Source organism: Streptomyces formicae (assembly GCF_002556545.1).
Taxonomy (GTDB): domain Bacteria; phylum Actinomycetota; class Actinomycetes; order Streptomycetales; family Streptomycetaceae; genus Streptomyces; species Streptomyces formicae_A.
On sequence record NZ_CP022685.1, the window covers coordinates 757,361 to 777,214 of the forward strand.

The following is a 19,854-nucleotide window of genomic DNA, read 5'->3' on the forward strand; positions in this document are numbered from 1 at the left end:
GGTCTGGCATCCGCGCGCGGCTGTCCAGACCGCCTGGGGCGGGCGCTGGTTGCCGGGGCAGGCCAAGCAGCCCGGCGCGTCATGGACCGAGATCGGCGAGCCCCTCGGAGTGTCCGAGCAGGCCGCCCAGCAGCGCCACGCACCCGGCCCGGCCCGGCCCCTTCGAGCGGTACACCGACCTGAACCGGCACAGCATCGTGCTGGCGCAGGAGGCCGCCCGCGCGCACAAGCACGACTCCATCGGCACCGAGCACCTCGCCCGTCGGTCCGCCGAGCGCGACAAGGAGCAGCGCGACCCCCGGCACTCACCGAAGCACCCCACCGCCCGACAGATCCCGCTCCGCCGCGTCCACCGACCCGCGCCGCGCGATCCGCCACGCGCTTTCGAGCAGCGCACCGGCCACGACGGCGATGCCGACCGCCGCACACGGGGCCGCGGTTCCCACCAGCTCCAGTTGGAAGAAGGTCCGTAGGGACGGCACCAGTTGGACCACCGCGAAGCACAGCGTCATCGCGAGAACGAGCAGCACGCGCCACCAGGTGCGGGGGCGCGCGACGATGGACAGCACGCACAGCCCGACGAGGAACAGCGTGAGCGCCGCGGCCGACGCCGCCGCCTCCCGGTCCCCGTCGTAGACGGCGTGGGCGACGGCGTACGAGCCCATGGTGGCCAGGGCCGTCACCACCCCGCACGGCACGGCGAACCGGAGCACCCGCCGTACGAAGTGGCCTTGTGGGCGCACGGTGTTGGGAGCCAGCGCAAGGACGAAGGCCGGGATGCCGATGGTGAGCGCGCCGATCAGGGTGAGCTGCCGGGGCAGGAAGGGGTAGGGGACGTCGACGAGGACCACCAGCACGGCCAGGAGCGCGGAGTACGTCGTCTTGGTGAGGAACAGGTGGGCGACGCCTTCGATGTTGCCGATGACGCGCCTGCCCTCGGCCACGACGGACGGCAGGGACGAGAAGTCGTCGTCGAGGAGCACGATCTGGGCTTCCGCGCGAGCGGCCGGGCTTCCCGTACCCATGCACACGGCGACGTCCGCCGCTTTGAGCGCGAGCACGTCGTTCACCCCGTCCCCCATCATCGCCACCGTGCGGCCGCGGGACCGCAGCGCGGTGACGATGTCGAGCTTGCGGTGAGGACTCACCCGGCCGAAGACGGCGTGGTCCGCCACGACATCGCTCAACTGGCTTGGTTCGTCGGGGAGTTGGCGTGCATCGAGGTGGCGGTCGCCGCCCGGCAGGTCCAGTCCGCGGGCCACCGCGCCCACCGAGAGCGCGTTGTCGCCCGAGATCACCTTGGTCTCCACGCCCTGCTCCGCGAAGTACCGCAGGGCCGCGGGCGCCTCCTCGCGGACGCGCTGCGCGATGACCACCAGGGCCACCGGGGCCGTCGCGTAAGGGCCCCGCTCCGGTGCGGCGAGCACCTCGCTCAACGGGAGTGAGCAGCGCGCCAGGAGCAGTACCCGCAGACCGCGTTCGCCGTAGGCGTCCACAGCGACCAGCACGGAGTGGCCCGGAGCGAGCAGCGCGTCGGCCGCGCCGAGCAGCCACGTCACGGTGGTGCCCGCGGCGTCGGTCAGGGTCGCGCCGCCCCACCGGCGGGCGGCGGAGAACGGGACGCTCTCCTTCTCGGTCCAGCCCTTCGGCGCCGGATAGGCGTCGATGACGGCCCGCATGCCCGCCTCGGGGCGATCGTCCAGTGCGCCGAGCGCGCCGAGCACGTCCCCCACTCGTACGCCTTGTTCGATCTCGTGGACCACGGAGACGTCCATGGACGTCTCCGTCAGGGTCCCGGTCTTGTCCAGGCACACGGTGTCCACGCGCGCGAGTCCTTCGATGGCCGGCAGCTCCTGCACCAGGCAGTCCCGCTTGCCGAGCCGCACGGCACCGGCGGCGAAGACGACGGCGGTGAGCAGCACGAGGCCCTCGGGAACCATGGGGACGATCCCGGCGATCGTCCGCCGAGCCGCCTCGGACACCCCGCCGTCCCCGGCGCCCAACTGGCCGAGGAACAGCACGATCCCGACCGGGACCAGGGCGTAGGTGACGTACGTGATGAGCGTGTTGATGCCGTCGCGCAGTTCGGAGGTGACGAGCGTACGGCGGTGGGCCTCCTCGGCGAGACGCGCGGCACGGGTGGCCCGGCCGACCCTCCTGGCGACGAAGGCGCCCGAGCCGGACACGACGAAGCTCCCGGACATCACGTCGTCCCCCGGGCGCTTGAGCACGGGTTCGGCCTCACCGGTGAGGAGCGACGCGTCGACCTCCAGGCCCTTCGCCTCCAGTACGGTCCCGTCGACGACGATCCGGTCCCCGGGGCCGAGTTCGACGACGTCGCCGAGGACGATGTGGGCCGGGGCGAGGGTGAGGGCTCGGCCGTCGCGGCGCACCGTGGGCCGGGCCTCGCCCACGGCGGCGAGCCGGTCGAGGGTCCGTTTGGCGCGCATCTCCAGGACGACGCCGATCAGCGTGTTGGCGAGGATGACCACGCCGAAGAGCGCGTCGTGGAGGGGGCCGACGATCAGGGCGACCACGAGGAGGACGCCGATGATCGCGTTGATGCGGGTGCAGAAATTGGCGCGCACGACGTCACCGACGGTGCGTCCGGACCGCGAAGGCATGTCGTTGACCTCGCCCCGCCCGGTCCTCCGCGCCACCTCCGCGGAGGTCAGGCCACCGGCCGCGCCCCTGGGTAAAGGGAGGAGGCCGGCGGTGTCGTGTCCGCCGACTCTCCCGGTGCCGTTCGCCCCCTTCGACCGCTTATACATGTCTGGGTCTCCTCCACGCCGGTCGCGACCAATGAACTGATCGAGACCGTAATGACCGCTGCTGTCCCCCACTACGGACGAACGATGGTGCCCACCCCTACTTTGGTGGGGGCTCTACCCGGACGAACGGTCGGACGAACGGAATCCCGGCTTCAGTTCATGCCCGCGTCACGGGCGAGCAGCGCCACCTGGACGCGATTGGAGAGGCCGAGCTTCGCCAGGGCCCTGCTGACGTGGGACTTCACCGTGCCCTCGCTCATGGACAGTTCACGGCCGATCTCGGCGTTCGAAAGACCCCTTGACACGCCGCGCACCACGTCCTCCTCCCGCTCGGTCAGCACCGTCAGGCGTTGCCGCGCGTTCGCGGACTCCCCCGATTCCAGTCCGGCGAACGTGTCGATCAGCCGCTTGGTGATCCGGGGGGTGAGCATCGCGCTGCCCTCCGAGACCGTGCGCACGGCCGCGGCGAGGTCGCGCGGCGAGGTGTCCTTGAGGAGGAACCCGGCCGCGCCGTTGCGCAGCGCGGTGTGCACGTAGTCGTCGAGGTCGAAGGTGGTCAGCATGATGACGCTGGGCGCCCTGGGCGAACGGCGCAGCTCCTTGAGCGCGGTCAGTCCGTCCATGCCGGGCATGCGTACGTCCATGAGGACGACGTCCGGGCGGTGCTTGGCGACGGCGGTGACCGCCTCGCTGCCGTCGCCCGCCTCGCCGACCACCTCGATGTCGTCGGCCGGTTGCAGGATCATGCGCAATCCGGCCCGTACGAGCGCTTCGTCGTCGACGACCAGGACCCGGATCACTTGTGTTCCTCCATGTCATGCGTGGCGGTGTCATGTGTGGCGCTGTCAGGTGTGGCGCTGTCGTGTGCCGCGGCGTCGTCCGTGGACGTGTCCGGCGCGGGAATGGGGAGTCGTGCGCGGACGGAGAAGCCGCCGCCCGGCCTCGGCTCCGCGGTGAACTCACCGTCGAGCAGCTCGACGCGTTCGCGCAGCCCGAGCAGGCCCATGCCGCTGCCCGGCAGCAACTCGACGGGTCCCGTGGGGGCTTCGTTGTGCACGGCGATCTCCAGATCGTGCTCGTGGTAACGGACGACCACCTCGGTGTCGGCCGCCCCCGCGTGCTTGTGCACATTGGTGAGGGACTCCTGGACCAAGCGGTAGGCGGCGTGTTCCAGGAGGGTGGGCAGGCGCTGCGGGGTCCCGCCGTCGACCCTGCGGACGGACATGCCCGCCGCGCGCGACTGGTTGAGGAGCCGTTCGAGGTCCACCAGCGTGGGCTGGGGGCCGAGGGCGATCCCCTCGCCGTCCGATGCCTTCAACACGCCGATGACGTCCCTGAGCTGGGCGAGGGCCTCGCGGCCCGTGGTCCGGATGAGCTCCGCCCCCAGCGCCGTCTCCTCGTCCTTCGCGTTGATCTCCAGGGCGCCCGCGTGCAGGACCATCAGGGACACCCGGTGGGCCACCACGTCGTGCATGTCCCTGGCGATGCGGGCGCGTTCTTGCAGGCGTGCCTGTTCCGCGCGGGTCGCCTGTTCGCGCTCCAGCTGCTCCGCCCGCTCGTGCAGGCTCTCGACCACGTCCCTGCGGGCCTTGTTCCACAGCCCGAGGGCGAAGGGCAGCCAGACGAAGAGCCCGGCGCCGCCCATCGAGGAGAACACGTCGCCCCAGAAGACGCCCGGCAGCCCGATGGCCAGGCCCATGGCCGTGGGCAGCACCGTGATGACGCTGGCCCCCGCCACGTAGGACATCTGCTGGAGCGGCCTGCGCACGGTCGAGCCGACGACGTACGAGGACACGCAGAGCGTGGCCCACACGGAGGTCAGTACCCAGGAGGCGCAGCCGACCGCGATGACCGGCCAGCGCTTGCCCGGCAGGACGCGGACCGCGATCACGGAGGAGACAGCGATGAGCCCGGCCAGGATCAGGGCGGGCCAGGGGGTGAGCCCCAACTCGCCCTGGACGTGCGGGACGGGGCGTCCGTCGATGGGGAAGAAGGCGCCGACGGCGAGCAGGAACGACAGCAGGGGCAGCCCCCACCGGTCCAGCCATCGTCTTATACATGCGCGGATTGCCGGTTCGGTAGCCGTCGGCGTACGTCGTGTCACACGCCGAGCGTAGTAGTTCGACGGAGCGTCGGCCTCCGCCGTGTGTCCGCACCTGCCCCCACGAAGGTTGGGTGGCACCGTGACCTAAGTGGGGCATGATCGTGGACTTTCCGGCGAAGTGGAGAGTGCCCCCGTTCGCGCAGACTCACCGCCATGACAGAAACAACAGCCGCTGTCCGAGCTTCCGGGCTCGGCAAGCACTACGGATCCGGCGACGCACGGGTGACCGCCCTCGCGGGCGTCGATGTGCGCTTCATGCGCCAGGAGTTCACCGCCATCATGGGGCCTTCCGGCTCCGGCAAGTCGACGCTGATGCACTGCGTCGCCGGTCTCGACAAGGCCGACGAGGGCTCGGTGTGGATCGGCGACACCGAGGTGACCGGGCTGAGCGACAACGCCCTCACCGATCTGCGCAGGGACCGCGTCGGCTTCGTGTTCCAGGCGTTCAACCTGCTGCCCACCCTCACGGCGCTGGAGAACATCCTGCTGCCGTTCGACCTCGCCGGACGCAAGCCGGACAAGGAGGTGCTGGACCGGATCATCACCACGGTGAACCTCAAGGACCGCCTGAGCCACCGGCCCAGCCAGCTCTCCGGCGGCCAGCAGCAGCGGGTCGCCTGTGCCCGGGCGCTTGTGACCCAGCCGGACGTGGTGTTCGCCGACGAGCCGACCGGCGCACTGGACTCCACCGCGTCCGCGGAGCTGCTCCAGTTCCTGCGGCAGAGCGTGGACGACCTCGGCCAGACCGTGGTGATGGTGACCCACGAGCCCAGCGCCGCCGCCTTCGCCGACCGGGTGCTCTTCCTCAAGGACGGGGCGCTCGTCGACGAGATCCTCGCGCCGACCGCGGACAGCGTCCTCGAGCGCATGAAGTCCTTCGAAGGGTCAGTGGCCTGATGCTGAGGACCATGTTGCGCGATCTCCTCGCGCACAAGGGCCGCGTGTTCATGACCCTCGTGGCCATCGCCCTCGGCGTGACCGCGACGGTCGGCAGCTGGGTGGTGAGCGACTCCATCGCGGCGACGCTCACCCTGCGCGAGACGCGGGACGACGTCAGCGTCGCGGTGCAGAGTCCCGGCAAGGACCCGGTGCTCGACACGGCCGAGCGCGACCGGCTCGCGAAGCTGCCGGGCGTCGCCGAGGCCCAGGGAGTGGTGGTCGGACGGGCCGGCGTCGTCGGGCGCGACGGCAAGCTGACCAAGGCGACCACGGTCCTCGACCGGGCGGGCACCAACTGGAGCACCGACAAGCGCTTCACCGTGGACGAGGGCAAGGCGCCCCGGAGCAAGGGCCAGGTCGCGCTCAACAAGACCGACGCCGACAAGGCCGGGTACGCGGTGGGCGACACCGTGCGCATCCTGCTGTCCGGCGGCCGCTCGGACCACGCCAAGGTGACCGCGCTCTTCACGTACCACCGTCTCGGCCCCGAGGCGGACGCGGACTCGGACGAGGCGTCCGACGCCGTTCCCGTGGTGGCCTACGACAACGCCACCGCCGCGAAGCTCCTCGGAACCCGCTACCACCGCGTCGAGTTGACGGCCGCGGCCGGTACCAGCGCCACCGCGCTCGCGGACACCGCGCGGGGCGCGGTGCCCGACAACTACCCCGTGGAGACGGGCAAGGCGCTCGCCGACGCGGCGACCAAGCAGTCCGACACCGAGGCGGCGGACCTGCGTCTGACGATGCTGCCGTTCGCGGCGGTCGCGCTGATGGTCGGGATGTTCGTCATCGCCAACACCTTCACCATGCTGGTCAGCCAGCGCACCCGACAGTTCGCGCTGCTGCGTGCCGTGGGCGCGCGCAGGCGGCAGGTGCGCACCGCGATCATCGTGGAGGCGGCGGTCCTCGGCGTCGCGGGCGGCGCGATCGGCTCCCTGGCCGGTGTCGCGATCGGCCCGTTGCTGATCAATGTGATGCGGCCCGACGACAACGTCGAGTTCACCGTCAGTCCGGTCGCGATCCTGCTGGGCTTCGGCGTCGCCGTGCTGGTCACGGTCCTCGCCGCGTACAACTCGGCACGCCGCGCCGCCTCCGTGCCTCCGGTGGCCGCCCTGCGCACCGACGCGGTGGTCCCGCGGGAGACCAAGCGGCGCAGGAACCTGATGGGCGTGGGCTTCCTGGCGGTCTCCCTCGCCATGGTCATCGCCACGGCCGACCCGAGCTCGTCCAACCTGCTGCGCGTCGTCGCGCTGGTCGGTGCCGTGCTCGGTGTCGTCGGCGTGATCCTGCTCGCCCCCTTCTTCGCCGAGAACGTCCTGCGCCCCGCCACCAAGATCATCGGTGGTCGCAGCGGCCCCGCCGTGCGCCTCGGGCTGCGCAGCGCGGCCGGTGACCCCCGGCGCACCGCGGGCACCGCGACCGCCATCACCGTCGGCCTCGGCCTGGTGTGTGCCTTCGCCACGCTCAGCGCGTCCTTCTCCGATCTGATCGCCTCGACGACGCGGAGCAACGTGCCGGTCACCACGACCGTCTTGCAGTCGGCGGCGGGGGGCGGCTCGACCCTCACCCCTGCAGAGATGGACCGGGTCCGCAAGCTGCCGGGCGTCGACCACGTCGCGGGAAGTCGCGACGTGTTGGTCAAGCTGGACTACCCGGGCGGCAAGACGGAGCGGCGGATCTCCGCGATCGAGCCCGCGGCGCTGAAGACGGTGCTCACGCCCAACATCACGGAGGGCACCGCCGATCTGACCAAGGGTCTGGTCGTCTCGAAGAACCAGGCCGACATGCTGAAGCTGGGCATGGGCGACAAGATCACGCTGAAGCTGGACGCCAAGACGTCCGTCACGCAACCCGTGGTGGGCATCTACGACGCCACGGAGCTGCAGGCGAGCATCTTCGTCGACGCGGCGAAGGCACCGCAGTCGCTGCGCAATCAGATCTCCCTCCTGTACGCCTCGGGGTCCGACGCCGACAAGGCGCGGGCGAGCATCAAGGCGGCGTTCCGCGACCGCCCCGACGTGACCATCACGGACCGCGAGGGCCTGGTCGACCAGGGCGTGGAGGAGCAGCAGTTCGCCTTCACCCTGATGTACGCCATGTTCGGCGTGGCGATCGTCATCGCGGTGTTCGGTGTCATCAACACGCTGGTGCTGTCCGTCATGGAACGCACCCGTGAGATCGGCGTGATCCGCGCGGTGGGCGCCAAGCGGATGCTCGTACGCCGGATGATCAGGTCGGAGTCCATCGCGATCTCCCTGTTCGGCGCGCTCCTCGGCGTGGTGGTGGGGGTTCCCGCGGGCGCCGTGATGCAGCACGCCATGTTCGGACAGCGGCTGTGGGACTTCACGATGCCGTACGCCACGATCGGGATCGCGCTGGTCGGGATGGCCGTCGCGGCCGTGCTCGCGGCGATGTGGCCGGCCCGCCGCGCCGCGAACACCAACGTGCTGGCGGCGATCGCCAGCGACTAGCCGGGGCGGAAGGGCTCGGCACAGCGGAGCACGAGGAGCGGGGCCGGTGGATGTCCACCGGCCCCGCTCCGTCGTGTCGTCGTGCCTCGCGGGTCAGCCGAGGCCGCCCCAGCGACGGCCGCCGTCCGAGGCGGGCACGTCGTACACGTCGAAGTCCGGGTCCACGCCACGGCGTACGACGGTCAGCGTCCTGCCCTCGACGGGCCGGAACGAAGCCGTGCCCGGTCCGGTGCGGCGCAGCTCGGCGCGGCGGCCGGGGCCCGTGTCGCCGGGACCGCTCACCCATGCCTCGACGTCGCCCTCGATGCCGTGCCGCAGCGTCAGCGGCCGATCGGACTCGCCGCGCACCCGCACCCCTTGTGTGCGGCCGTCCCGGCGTGCCGCCTCGACGACGAAGCCGCCAGGGGCGCGCAGCCCGGCGACCCGGACGTCCCGCCAGTCGTCGGGCACGGCGGGAAACACCTCGACGGGGCCGCTCCCCGCGCCGACGAGCAGTTCGAGGAGGGCCTGCCCCGCCTCGAAGGGAGCGGCGGTGAAGGGTGAGTCCACGTGTGTGTACAGGGCGTTGGACGCCAGTGCGCCCTCGGTCGCCGTCCCGCTGCCCGTGAGGTGGCGCAGCATCTCCAGCGTCCGCCGCGCGTCGCCCAGGGCCGCGGCCAGGGACGCCGCCACGGCGTACGATCCGCCGTGCCATGCCTCCCGCCTGCTCGACCACTGCGCGAAGCTGCGCCGCGCCAGCCCTTGGTCGCCCTCCCCCGCCCTCTCGCGCAGGGGCAGCATCCACAGGAGGTGCGAGGGGAGCGGGTAGGAGCCGCTCGCCCGGACGCCCGCTCCGACCATGACGCCGGTGTCGTCCCTGTGGTACGGGGTGAGCCGCGCGGCGATGTCCTGCCAGTCCGCCATCCGGGGATCGTCGTCGCCGACCTTGCGGACCGTGTCGATCAGCGTGGTCACCGCCCACCGCACGAGCGCGAGATCGTGGGTGCAGTCGGTGACGTCGGCCTGGCCCGGCGAGTACGTGACGGGCAGGTGCAGCAGTCCGTCCACGCCCGCGTAGAGGAAACCCGCGTAGTAGTCCACCGCGCGTCGCAGCGCGGGCCGCAGCAGCTCCGCGAGGAGGCGCCGGTCCGGGGAGTAGCGGTACGCCTCCCACAGGGCGAGCGCACCCGACGCGCGCACCGGGTTCTCCGTACGCCCGGCCTTCGATCCCACTCCGGGCAGGGCGCTGGTCAGATGGCCGTGGCCGGGGTGCGGTCCCCGCTCGACGGCGCGGGCGAAGGGGCCGATGTCGAGGTGGCCGGACGGGCCGAGCAGGGCCGGGGCGTGGCCGATCCGCTCGGGGTCGGTGTCGACGACGACGGCCAGGCCGTACATCTGGATCCAGTGGAACCGCTGGAGGGTCCGGTCCGGCAGGGCGACGTAGGCACGCCGGTAGTACGTCCGCCACCAGTCGCGGTGCCGCTCGACGACGGCGTCGGGGTCGGCCCTCAGGAGCGCGCGCAGCGAGCCTTCGTCCGTCCCCCGCCCCGTCTCGGACGTGGCGGCGAGCAACTGGTGGGCGCCGCCGCCTTGGTGGACCCAGGTCAGCTGCCGGGTCCGGCCGTCCGCGGGCGGGGCGTCGAAGGAGACCCGCTCGCCCCCTTCCGCACTCGCGCGCAGCAGGACGGCCGGGCCGTGCCGGTCGACGAGGACGCTGAAGGTGATGCTGCCCCTGGTGGTGGTGAGCCGTCCGGTCAGCTCGGCGTGCCACAGGTCCAGTGCGCAGGAGATCGCGGTCGGGGTACCGAGCGGAACCAGGTCGAGTCGGCCGGGCTGCGGGTCGTCGGGGCGCGTGCCGCGGCCGCCGACGAGGAGGCGCACGGCGCGTCCGCCCCGCGCCGTGACGAGCCGCGCGACCGTGCGGCCGTTGCCCAGGTACGGCGCGGCCCCCGGGTCCTCCGGCAGCCGCGCCCATTCCATGCGGGCGTCCCGCACGGCGCGTTCATAGGGGTCGGTGGAATTCTCCGGGCCACCGGCCGCCGGGGCACCTGGCTTTTCCGCCGCCCAGGCGCTGCCGGACGCGGCGGCAAGGCCGGTGCCCGCGGTCGTACGGATGAAGGTCCGTCTGCCGAATCCGGCGTTCACTGTCGGGGCCTCCGGCCTCAAGTCGCTGTCGATGTCGAGAGGGCGTAGAGGGCCTTCATGGAACGCCCCTCTTTCCACCGGCCGGTAATTCCAAAGGCCCGATTCTGTTTTTTCGCCACCCCTTTACCGCACCGAAAATCCACCCTACAACTGGGGCATGCGACAGTCACCGCCATTAAGCGACCGATGAAAGACGCTCCACCGGGAGGCCCCCGGAGGCCCAACCGGAAGCTGCGGCCGCCCCCTACGAAAGTGGCAAGCAGCTGATTTCCATCGTCAGATGTGCCGGGCTGCCCCGATTTATACGGTGAAGGCACCGGCGCACCAACAGGGAGCATGCATGATTAGCCTCAGCGGGCTTACGAAGCGTTACGGGACGGTCACCGCCGTGGACGATCTGAGTCTTGAGATCAAGTCCGGCCGTGTGACCGGCTTCCTCGGCCCCAACGGCGCGGGGAAGTCCACGACGATGCGTATGATCCTCGGCCTCGACCACCCCACATCCGGCAAGGCCCTGGTCAACGGCAAGACGTACGAGGAGCTGAAGCACCCCCTGCGGGAGGTCGGCGCCCTCCTCGACGCCAAGGCGCTGCACCCCGGCAGGACAGCGCGCAGCCATCTCCTTTCGATGGCCCGCAGCAACGGCATCGCGGGGCGGCGCGTCGAGGAGGTCCTCGAGGTCGTCGGCCTGACCTCGGTCGCGAAGCGGCGGGTCGGGCTCTTCTCGCTCGGCATGGGCCAGCGCCTGGGCATCGCGGGAGCGCTGCTCGGCGACCCGGGGGTGCTGATCTTCGACGAGCCGGTGAACGGCCTCGACCCCGACGGAGTGCGCTGGGTGCGCGGGATCGCCCGCTCGTTGGCCGACGAGGGGCGCACGGTCTTCCTCTCCAGCCACCTGATGAGCGAGATGCAGCAGACCGCCGACCAGGTCGTCGTCATCGGCAAGGGCAAGCTCATCGCCGACATGCCGATCCTGGAGCTGATCGAGCGCAGCGCCCTCGGCACGGTCCGCGTGCGGGTCCCCGACCCTCGGGGCCGCGAGGAGCTGGCGTCGCGCATCGCGTCGGCGGGCTTCACGGCGGACCGCTCGGACGACGAGGTGCTCGTCGTGCGCGGCGCCACCTCCGAGCAGGTGGGCGACCTCGCGCACGAGGCCGCGATCCGGCTGCACGAACTGCGCATGCAGGAGCCCTCGCTGGAAGAGGCGTACATGGAACTGACCTCCGGGAGCCTGGAGTACGGCACCGCCCGGATGACGAACCGAACGGACGGGTTGGACGCATGAACGACAAGACGACGACCGCTCCCGCGGCGGTGGCCCACGGCCGCGGCGGTCTGCCGGGCGCCGCGGCCGCCGAGTGGACCAAGCTGTGGTCCGTACGCTCCACCTGGGTCTCCCTGGTCGCGACGGCGGCACTCCTCATCGCCTACACCGTCATCTCGGGCGTCTCCGCGCGGTCCACGGACGAGTCGGTCTCCAGCGGCGGGCTGCCGACCGCGCCGCTGGACAACATCGGCACCGGCGTCATCTTCATGGGCCAGTTCGCCGTCCTCGCCATGGCGACGATGGTCATCGCCTCCGAGTACGCGACCGGCAGCATCCGCGCCACCCTGCAATGGGTGCCCGTACGACACCGGATGCTGCTGGCCAAGAGCCTGGTGCTGTTCCCCGTGCTGTTCGTGGCGGGCCTGGTGCTCACGCCCATCGCGCTCGGCACCGCGATCGCGGCCCTCGGTGACGTCGCGGACCCGGTGAGCGCGGGAGACACCTTCCGCCAGGCGCTGGCCGTCGGCGGCTACCTCGGCTCGGTCGGCGTGATCATCACCGGCGTCGGTGCGGCGGTGCGCAGCGTCGCGGGCACCCTCACCGTCGGTTTCCTGGTGCTCCTCGTGCTCCCCATGACCCTCCAGTCCGTGTCGGTGGAGTTCCTCGCGAAGGCCGCCGACTACCTGCCGGGCCCCGCAGGCATGAGCTTGATGGGCGTCTCCGAGAACGACCCCTACGGCGCCCCCGTGGCCATCGTGCTGCTCGCCTTCTGGGCCGTGGTCGCCAACGTGGCCGGCTACTGGGTACTGCGCACCCGCGACGCCTGACGGCTACCGCCCGTCGCGGGCGCCACCTGATCGTCCCGGGCCCTCACATCCCCCGCGGGGCCCGGGACTTCCCGTTCGAGGGGGCCGCTAATTAAGCGGTGAACAAAAGAAACTGGCAGGGGCCCTTTCCCCGCCAGGAATACCTGCCCACTCCACCCGGCAGCGGAACGATCGACCCTGACAGGGCTACAGAGCTGAGTTAGTCTCCACTAGCCCGTCAGCCGTCACATTCCTCCGGTGGAGTCTCATGCTGCCTTCTGGGCCAGAAATCGACAACAATGCGGCCCGCCTTCCCGACAAGGAGGTGGACGCATTGAATTCATGGTTGACACATATGCGGCACACCGCCCCTGTCGGCTATGACGAGTCCATCCGCGCCTGGCAGGTATTCGGTTACGACGAGGCGCAGCGGATCCTGTCCGATCCCTCCTTCTCTGCCGACATGCGGGCGGCGAGCCAGGCCGCGGGCATCGACACCCACGTGCCGCCGGTCATCGAGCGGCTGACGTCGGCCAGCTTCTTCACGATGGACCCGACCACCCACCGCTCGTTCCGCGGCCTGGTCAGCCAGGCGTTCTCGCGGCGCCTGGTGAACCGCCTCGCTCCCCGCGTCGCCGAGACGGCCACCGGCATCCTGGACGAACTCGACGGCGTGGAGCAGTTCGACCTGCTCGACCGGTTCGCCTACCCCCTGCCGATGATCGTGCTGTGCGAGCTCCTGGGAGTGCCGCACGACGACCGGCGCGCCTTCCAGAGCTGGGCGGCCTCGCTGATCGACCCGGCGGGGCAGGGCACCGCCGAGGGCGGCGAACTCGGCAGCGAACTGGAGCAGTTGGAGCAGTACCTGCACGAGCTGGTCGGCAGGCGCCGCAAGGAACCCGGCACGGACCTGCTCAGCCGCCTGGCCACCGCCGAGGTGGACGGCGAACAGCTGACGGTCCAGGACGTCGTGAGCCTGGCCGCCGTCATGCTGCTCGCCGGGCACAACACCACCACGATGCTGCTGGCGAACCTCGTCGTGTGCCTGGACGAGAACCCGGCCTCCGCCGCCGCGATACGCGAGGACCGCGGCCTGATCCCCTCGGCGATCGAGGAGGTCTTCCGCTACCGGGGGCCGCTGCCGCGCGCCCTGCGCCTGGCGACCGAGGACTGCCGGATCGGTGAGCACGCCGTGTCCGCCGGTGCTCCCGTCGTCGTCTGGACGGCGTCGGCCAACTGGGACGAGAGCCAGTTCGCGGATCCGGACCGGTTCGACATCCGCCGCACGTCCAACCGCCACCTGGGCTTCGGGCACGGCATGCACTTCTGCCTCGGTGCTCCGCTGGCCCGGGTCGTGGCCGAGACCGCGATGTCCCTGCTCCTGGACCGCTGTTCGAGCATCACGGTCTCCCCGGGCGTTCCGCTGGAGTACTCCGCGCCCCGGGTGAACCTCGCACCGGCCAAGCTCCCCGTCCAGATCCGCTGGGCCGGCTCCACGAGCCGCTAGCCCCGCAGGAGGGGAACGCACACCGTGTCCTATCTCGGCTACCCGAGGCTGAACTTCGCCGGCACCATCCAGACCGACGTGGCCACGGCCAACAACGTGCCGCAGTACTTCGACAACGACCTCTTCGAACCGCGCTACCAGTGGCGGATGAACCTGCCCGACGTCAACGGCCTGTGGAATCCGCGCGGTCCGGGCACCCTGCGCCTCGCCGACGTCTCCGTGACCAGCGTCTGCCTTCCCAACGGCCGTCGGATCACCGACGGCCGCAAGGACCCCGTCGTGGGCGGCCGCCTGGTCGACGACGACCTGCGGACCAACGGCAAGATGGTCGACCTCGACCCGCACAACCAGATGGTGCCGGAGATCTACGGCTGGCGCCCCCGCCTCCTGGACAAGGACGGCGGTGAACTGCTGCGCGGCGACTACCTCCCGTCCGCCGTCGAGGACATGTGGCCGCGCGCCATGCTCCCCTCGGGGCGGCCCGACATCTCCGGGACGTATCACTCCGTCCTGACCGGTCTCGACTGGGCGTCCGACCTCGACTCCCCCTTCCTGCGCGCCCTGCGGGCCCTGACCGAGGACGACATGCTCTCGATCAAGGTCACCATGGACGCCGTCGAGGACGGCGTGGAGAAGTGGCCCGACAACATCACCTTCGGGCGGATCGTCGGCTCCATCGGCCCCTACTTCTCGGGCGAGCCCCGGCGCTTCGTCGCCGGTCGCAGGCTCCGCAAGCCCGACGACAAGAGCCCGTTGTTCCACGCGCCGTGCCGGGTCGACGAGCGGTCGTCCACCATCTTCCTCGATCTCGGCAACAGCATTCCCGCCACCAAGCGCGGCGGTCCCCTCAAGGACGTCGGCCCCCTCTCCCTGGCCGTGCTCGGCGACGACGGAAGACCGCAGACGCTCGCCCCCGTCGAGGGCATCGACGGCGACTTCTACGAACGCGACGCGGGGATCGCCGCCGTACGGCTGACGAAGAAGCAGCTCTCGCTGATCTCCCGGCGCCGTCTCGCCGTGGTCAGCTCGGCGGACCCGCCCGTCGTCCTCCTCGCGGAGAACGACGACGCGACCTGGATCCACGCCGACGGTGCCGTCTTCCGGCTGCATCCCGGGAGCCCGGCCAAGACCGCCTCCACGACGCTGTACGCGACGCGCTTCGGCCAACCGGCCAAGGCGATGCGGCTGTTCCTCGACGCGGGCAAGGGCGCCCACCCCCTGTCCGTCCCCGACGAGGCCGTCACCGACGCCAAGGGACGCGCCGTGGTGACGATCACGGGCACCGACCCCGGCAATCCCCGCAAGAAGATCGACGGCGCGCTGGCCGAGGTGTCCTACGGGTCCCTGCGCCGCCCCGGCGAACCGGACGGCAAGCTCTCCTTCCGCGTCTTCGACCCCTACCGGGCCCCCCGGCGCCCGACGTGGCTCCGCGACGTCCGGCCCCTCTTCCAGCAGTACGCGAACCTCTACCCCGTGATGCGGGACGTGCTGGACCTGGCCAACTACAACCACGTCCTGCAGCACCGCACCTACATCCGGCGGACCCTGCTCGCGTCGTCCGACTCCCCCAACCACATGCCGGTCACCCGGGACCTCTCCCCAGGAAAGCGAGACATGATCGTGAGCTGGCTGGACAGCGGGCCCCTGCCGCCGCTGCTCGACATCACCACCGTCGAGGAACTCAGGGACGTGCTCCAGCAGGCGATGGTCGTCGAACTGGCGACCGTGCCGCCCTATCTGGCCGCGCTGATGTCCATCAAGCCCGGCCGCAACGTGAAGATCGCCGGGCTCATCCGGGCCGTCGTGCTGGAGGAGATGCAGCACATGGCCCAGGTGTGCAACCTCCTGAACGCCGTCGGCGGGCAACCGCGCATCGGCCGCCCCGGGCTCGTGCCGGTCTATCCGGGCGCGCTGCCCGCGGGCGTCCTGCCCGACCTCGAAGTCAGGCTGCGCAAGCTGTCGATCGAGCACGTGCGGGACGTCTTCATGACGATCGAGCAGCCGCAGCACCCGACCGTGGACGGCAAGCCCTTCAAGGGCCACGTCATCTCGCCCAAGAGCGTGCGGGTCAGCCCCGAGGGCGACCTGCGGCACGTGGACGACGACGCCGTCGACAAGCTCAGGTCCTGGTTCTCCAAGGCGGAGTACGAGCCGCAGACCATCGCGTGGCTCTACAACCACATCGCCCGCGCGATCATCCGCCTCGACGACGGCGGCAAGCTGTTCAGCGGCGACCCGGACCGGCAGGTCGGCTGGCCCGACGCGCCGGGCACACTCTACAAGGTCACCGACAGCCGCTCGGCCCTCCTGGCCATCCACCAGATCGTGGAGCAGGGCGAGGGTTCTCCGCACGACCTGGACGGCGACGGCCTGGGCGACCCCGGGGAGCTCGGCCACTACTACATGTTCAAGGAGATCGTCGAGGGGCGGCAGCTCGCGCTCGACAGCAGCGGCAAGTGGACCTATTCGGGGCCCACGATCCCCTTCGACCCCGACGGGGTCCACCCGGTGGTCGACGACCCCGACACCTACCGGCTGCCCGCGGACTCCGTCGGACGGCGCGAGTCACTGCGCTGCGACGCGTCGTACACCAACCTCCTCAAGGGCCTGAACCGAGTGTTCAACGGCCACCCCAAAGAACTGGACGACGCCGTGGGGCTGATGTTCCAGGTGCAGGTCGAGGCCAAGAAGCTGCTGGCCATCCCCTCGGCGGAGGGGGCGAAGACGGTCCTCGGGCCCGCCTTCCAGTCGCCCGGCGTCGACCTCGGCCAGTAGACGCGCCCGGCGGATCAAGGAGCCGGGAGCGCGCACGCCACACACAGGCACTTCCCCGTCAAAGGAGACACCGTGAGCAGCCCATCGACACTGCACGCACTCCACCACGAGCACGAGAGGGGCGACGGGATGCTGAGACTCCACTGCAACGAGAACCCGTACGGCCCGCCGCCCGGGGTGATCGCCTCGGTCACCAAGGAGCTCGAGGGCCGGTGCGCCACCTACCCGGACAGCGAAGCGACCGTGCTGCGGACGCGGCTCGCCGAACACCTGGGCGTGCCCACGGACATGGTGGCCGTGGGCAACGGGGCCGACGAGCTCGTGCTGCTCGTCACGCTCGCGTCGGCGGGCCCCGGCCAGACCGTCGTCGTCACGGAGTCGACGTTCCCCGGGTACGCCGCGTCGGCGGCCGTGGCCGGGGCGACGGTCCGCAAGGTGCCGCTCCTGGACAACCACGTACCGGCCGCGGGCCTGGTGGCGGAGCTCGACGGAGCCCGCCTGGTCTTCGTCTGCAATCCGCACAACCCCACGGGCACCGCGCTCGCCCCCGCCGCCGTCGAGGAGATCATCACGGCCGCCGAACGGGCCGGGGCCGTACCGGTCTTCGACGAGGCGTACATGGAGTTCGCCGGGTCCGGTTACGAGCACGCCCTGGACGCGGTGCGCGCGGGCCGGCGCCTCCTGGTGCTGCGGACCTTCTCCAAGGCATGGGGCCTCGCCGCCCTGCGCGCCGGTTACGCGGTCGGTCCCGCCGACCTCGTCGCGGGCATCCAGGAGGTGCGCAGGGCGCTGCCGTTCAACGTGAACAGGCTGGCGCAGCAGGCGGCCGTGGCCGCCCTCGAGAGCCCGGACCACATAGACGAGGTCCGTGAGCGCAACGCGCTGGAGCGCGAGCGGCTCTGCGCGGGCCTTGACCGCCTCGGCGTGGCCTACGTGCCCTCGGTCACCAACTTCGTGATGGTCAAGACGCCCGGTGACAGCGCCCGATTCACCGCGCGGCTCGCCGACGAGCACGGGATCCTGGTGCGGGACCTGACGTTCTTCGGACGGCCCGGCCAGGTGCGGGTCACGGTGGGGACGTCCGAGGAGACCGACCGGTTCTGCGAGGCGGTCGGCAAGCTGCTCGCCTCCCCGAACTCGCACGCCGCGCGCGGCCACGGGCTGGGCGGCGCACGGGACGTGATCTCCGTGCCGACCCTGGAAGCGGTCACGCCCGAGAGCCTCTTCAACGGCTACATCGGCGCCAACGTGGTGTTCGCGCTGACCAGGCTGGGCGTGTGGGAACCGCTCTCGGCGCAGCCCGCGTGCACGCTCGACTCGCTCGTCACCGCGACGGGCACCGACTCCACGGGCCTGACGGCGATGCTGCGGGTGGCTGCCCTGCTGGGCTACGTCGAGTTGCGTCAGGGGGACACCCAGACCGTCTCCCTGACGGAGACGGGCCGCGAACTCGTCCGGATGAAGGGCTTCTTCACCTGGGGCGTCGGCGGCTACAACGACGTCCTGCGCGGGCTCTCCGATCTCGCCCTCGGCACCTCGGTCTTCGAGGGGGACATCGACCGCGACGGCGCGATGGTCGCGGTGGGCTCCGGCGAGGTGGGTCGCGCGATGATGCTGCCGCTGGAGAAGGAGGTGCTCGCCTCGGTCGACTTCGGCTCGGTCGCCGACCTCGGCTGCGGCGACGCCACCCGGCTGCTGCGGCTGTGCGGCGGTGACACGGCCCGGCGCGGCACCGGCATCGAGATCAACGCGGGCGCCTGCGAGCAGGCGGTCGGGCGGGTCGCGGACGCGGGGCTCTCCGACCGCATCGAGATCGTGCACGGCGACGTCCTGGCCTTCTCCGAGCGTACGTTCCCCGGGGTCGACCTGGTCTCCAGCTTCTTGATGATGCACGACCTGTTCGACGCGACGGGAGACCCGGTCGGGGTCATGAAGACGCTGCGCCGGGTGTTCCCGGACGCCAAGCGGTTCCTGATCGGCGACACCGTGGCCCAGGACTGGGAGAAGCGTGAGGGGCCGCTGCCGGTGTTCTCGGCGGGCTTCGAGCTGGTGCACGCGTTCATGGACACGCCGATCATGAACCAGACGACCTACGAGAACGCCTTCGCCGGTGCGGGTCTCCGGGTCGAGCGGCGCGAGCCGCTGGGTGCTCCCTCGACCTGGCTGTGGCTGCTGACCACCGAGTGAGGTGAGCGCGGACCGATCCGCGCACACGAAAGGAGGGGCGGTCGCCGTGGCGACCGCCCCTCCTTCGTGCCGTGGTCAGTCCGCGCTGCCGACCGGGGCGGCGGAGCGGAAGAACTCCAGGATGCTCTTGTTGACCGGTTCGGGGTTCTCCAGATAGCCGTAGTGCCCGGCGTCGGGGATGACCTCGATCCCGGCGCCCGGGATCAGGGCCGCCAGCTCCTCCCCCGCCCACGGCGGGGTGATCAGGTCGTCGGCGAAGGAGATGACGTGACAGGGGACGCGGATGCCCGCGTAGGCGTCGCGGCGGTCGGGCATCGGCTCAAGGCCGAGCTGGGCGCCCCGGCCCGCGGTGTCCTGGGTGGACATCTCCAGCACGTCCAGCCAGTCGACCACGCCCCGTTCGTCGTCGAGCGTCCGGGGGGCGAGGCTCTGCATCGCCTGGACGACCGCGCGGTAGCGCGTGGGGAGCACCACCCCCGACTCGTGCAGTTCCCGTTCGGCGCCTGCCAGGGCGAGGCGCAGTGCGTCGCTGCGGGCCCGGCTCGCCATCAGGACGGCCTGGCGCACCAGGTCGGGCCGGGCCAGGGCGAGTTCCTGCGCCACGTAGGCGCCCATGGAGGTGCCCACCAACCGCACCGGGCCGAGGCCCAGTCGGCCGATCAGCGCGACGACGTCCGCCACCATGTCCTGGACGGTGAACCCCTGGGCGCACACGTCGGTGGGCGGGATGCCGCGGTTGTCGAAGGTGATCACCCGGTAACCGGCCGCCTTCAGCGCCGGTACCTGGTGCATGTGCCAGGCGCGCCCCCCGCTTCCCGAACCCATGATCATGACGATGGGTTCGCCGGAGCCGCTGTCCTCGTAGTTGAGACGGATGCCGTTGACGGTGGCAAGGGGCATGGT

Annotated in this window: 12 protein-coding genes; 7 read left to right on the forward strand and 5 right to left on the reverse strand. The window is 71.1% G+C overall.

The window, feature by feature from the left end:
• Positions 1 to 305 precede the first annotated feature (305 nt).
• From KY5_RS03195 to KY5_RS03205, 3 genes are all read right to left on the reverse strand, one after another.
• Positions 306 to 2,771, reverse strand: coding sequence for an HAD-IC family P-type ATPase (locus KY5_RS03195; RefSeq protein WP_098240728.1), 2,466 nt, complete (start codon positions 2,769 to 2,771; stop codon positions 306 to 308).
• A gap of 152 nt (positions 2,772 to 2,923) precedes the next feature.
• Entirely contained in the window at positions 2,924 to 3,571 is a 648-nt protein-coding gene (locus KY5_RS03200; protein ID WP_098240729.1) for a response regulator, read from the reverse strand.
• On the reverse strand, positions 3,568 to 4,875 hold the full coding sequence (locus tag KY5_RS03205) for a sensor histidine kinase (protein ID WP_159072474.1): 1,308 nt from the start codon (positions 4,873 to 4,875) through the stop codon (positions 3,568 to 3,570). Before KY5_RS03205 ends, KY5_RS03200 begins: the two co-directional genes overlap by 4 nt.
• A gap of 153 nt (positions 4,876 to 5,028) precedes the next feature.
• Here KY5_RS03205 and KY5_RS03210 point away from each other — a divergent pair, with 153 nt between their 5' ends.
• Positions 5,029 to 5,772, forward strand: a complete 744-nt coding sequence (locus tag KY5_RS03210) for an ABC transporter ATP-binding protein (protein ID WP_098240731.1) — start codon at positions 5,029 to 5,031, stop codon at positions 5,770 to 5,772.
• Between the two features lie 11 nt (positions 5,773 to 5,783).
• On the forward strand, positions 5,784 to 8,285 hold the full coding sequence (locus KY5_RS03215) for an ABC transporter permease (RefSeq protein WP_159072475.1): 2,502 nt from the start codon (positions 5,784 to 5,786) through the stop codon (positions 8,283 to 8,285).
• Positions 8,286 to 8,378: 93 nt separating this feature from the next.
• Here the strand turns inward: KY5_RS03215 and KY5_RS03220 are convergent, their stop codons facing one another.
• Entirely contained in the window at positions 8,379 to 10,409 is a 2,031-nt protein-coding gene (locus KY5_RS03220) for a glycosyl hydrolase family 95 catalytic domain-containing protein (protein WP_098240733.1), read from the reverse strand.
• A 340-nt stretch (positions 10,410 to 10,749) separates the two neighbouring features.
• Here KY5_RS03220 and KY5_RS03225 point away from each other — a divergent pair, with 340 nt between their 5' ends.
• The 5 genes from KY5_RS03225 to hisC all read left to right on the forward strand — a co-directional run bounded on the left by KY5_RS03225 (position 10,750) and on the right by hisC (position 18,951).
• Entirely contained in the window at positions 10,750 to 11,694 is a 945-nt protein-coding gene (locus tag KY5_RS03225) for an ABC transporter ATP-binding protein (RefSeq protein WP_098240734.1), read from the forward strand.
• Positions 11,691 to 12,503 (forward strand): ABC transporter permease, encoded by an 813-nt coding sequence (locus KY5_RS03230; RefSeq protein ID WP_098240735.1) that lies wholly within the window; start codon positions 11,691 to 11,693, stop codon positions 12,501 to 12,503. Before KY5_RS03225 ends, KY5_RS03230 begins: the two co-directional genes overlap by 4 nt.
• Before the next feature lie 334 nt (positions 12,504 to 12,837).
• Entirely contained in the window at positions 12,838 to 13,989 is a 1,152-nt protein-coding gene (locus tag KY5_RS03235; RefSeq protein ID WP_159072476.1) for a cytochrome P450, read from the forward strand.
• Positions 13,990 to 14,013: 24 nt separating this feature from the next.
• Entirely contained in the window at positions 14,014 to 16,764 is a 2,751-nt protein-coding gene (locus KY5_RS03240; protein WP_098240737.1) for a ferritin-like domain-containing protein, read from the forward strand.
• A 72-nt stretch (positions 16,765 to 16,836) separates the two neighbouring features.
• Positions 16,837 to 18,951 carry a histidinol-phosphate transaminase gene (gene hisC, locus KY5_RS03245; RefSeq protein ID WP_098240738.1) on the forward strand — a complete coding sequence of 705 codons (2,115 nt, stop codon included), beginning with the start codon at positions 16,837 to 16,839 and terminating at the stop codon, positions 18,949 to 18,951.
• A 75-nt stretch (positions 18,952 to 19,026) separates the two neighbouring features.
• Here hisC and KY5_RS03250 read toward each other — a convergent pair whose 3' ends face one another.
• Positions 19,027 to 19,851 (reverse strand): alpha/beta fold hydrolase, encoded by an 825-nt coding sequence (locus KY5_RS03250; protein WP_098240739.1) that lies wholly within the window; start codon positions 19,849 to 19,851, stop codon positions 19,027 to 19,029.
• Between the last annotated feature and the right edge of the window lie 3 nt (positions 19,852 to 19,854).

Excerpts from the sequence above, each read along its gene's own strand:
- KY5_RS03195 (WP_098240728.1), bottom strand. The coding sequence starts at position 2,771 with ATGTATAAGCGGTCGAAGGGGGCGAACGGCACCGGGAGAGTCGGCGGA.
- KY5_RS03210 (WP_098240731.1), top strand. The coding sequence starts at position 5,029 with ATGACAGAAACAACAGCCGCTGTCCGAGCTTCCGGGCTCGGCAAGCAC.
- KY5_RS03215 (WP_159072475.1), top strand. The coding sequence starts at position 5,784 with ATGTTGCGCGATCTCCTCGCGCACAAGGGCCGCGTGTTCATGACCCTC.
- KY5_RS03225 (WP_098240734.1), top strand. The coding sequence starts at position 10,750 with ATGATTAGCCTCAGCGGGCTTACGAAGCGTTACGGGACGGTCACCGCC.
- KY5_RS03230 (WP_098240735.1), top strand. The coding sequence starts at position 11,691 with ATGAACGACAAGACGACGACCGCTCCCGCGGCGGTGGCCCACGGCCGC.
- KY5_RS03235 (WP_159072476.1), top strand. The coding sequence starts at position 12,838 with ATGCGGCACACCGCCCCTGTCGGCTATGACGAGTCCATCCGCGCCTGG.
- KY5_RS03250 (WP_098240739.1), bottom strand. The coding sequence starts at position 19,851 with ATGCCCCTTGCCACCGTCAACGGCATCCGTCTCAACTACGAGGACAGC.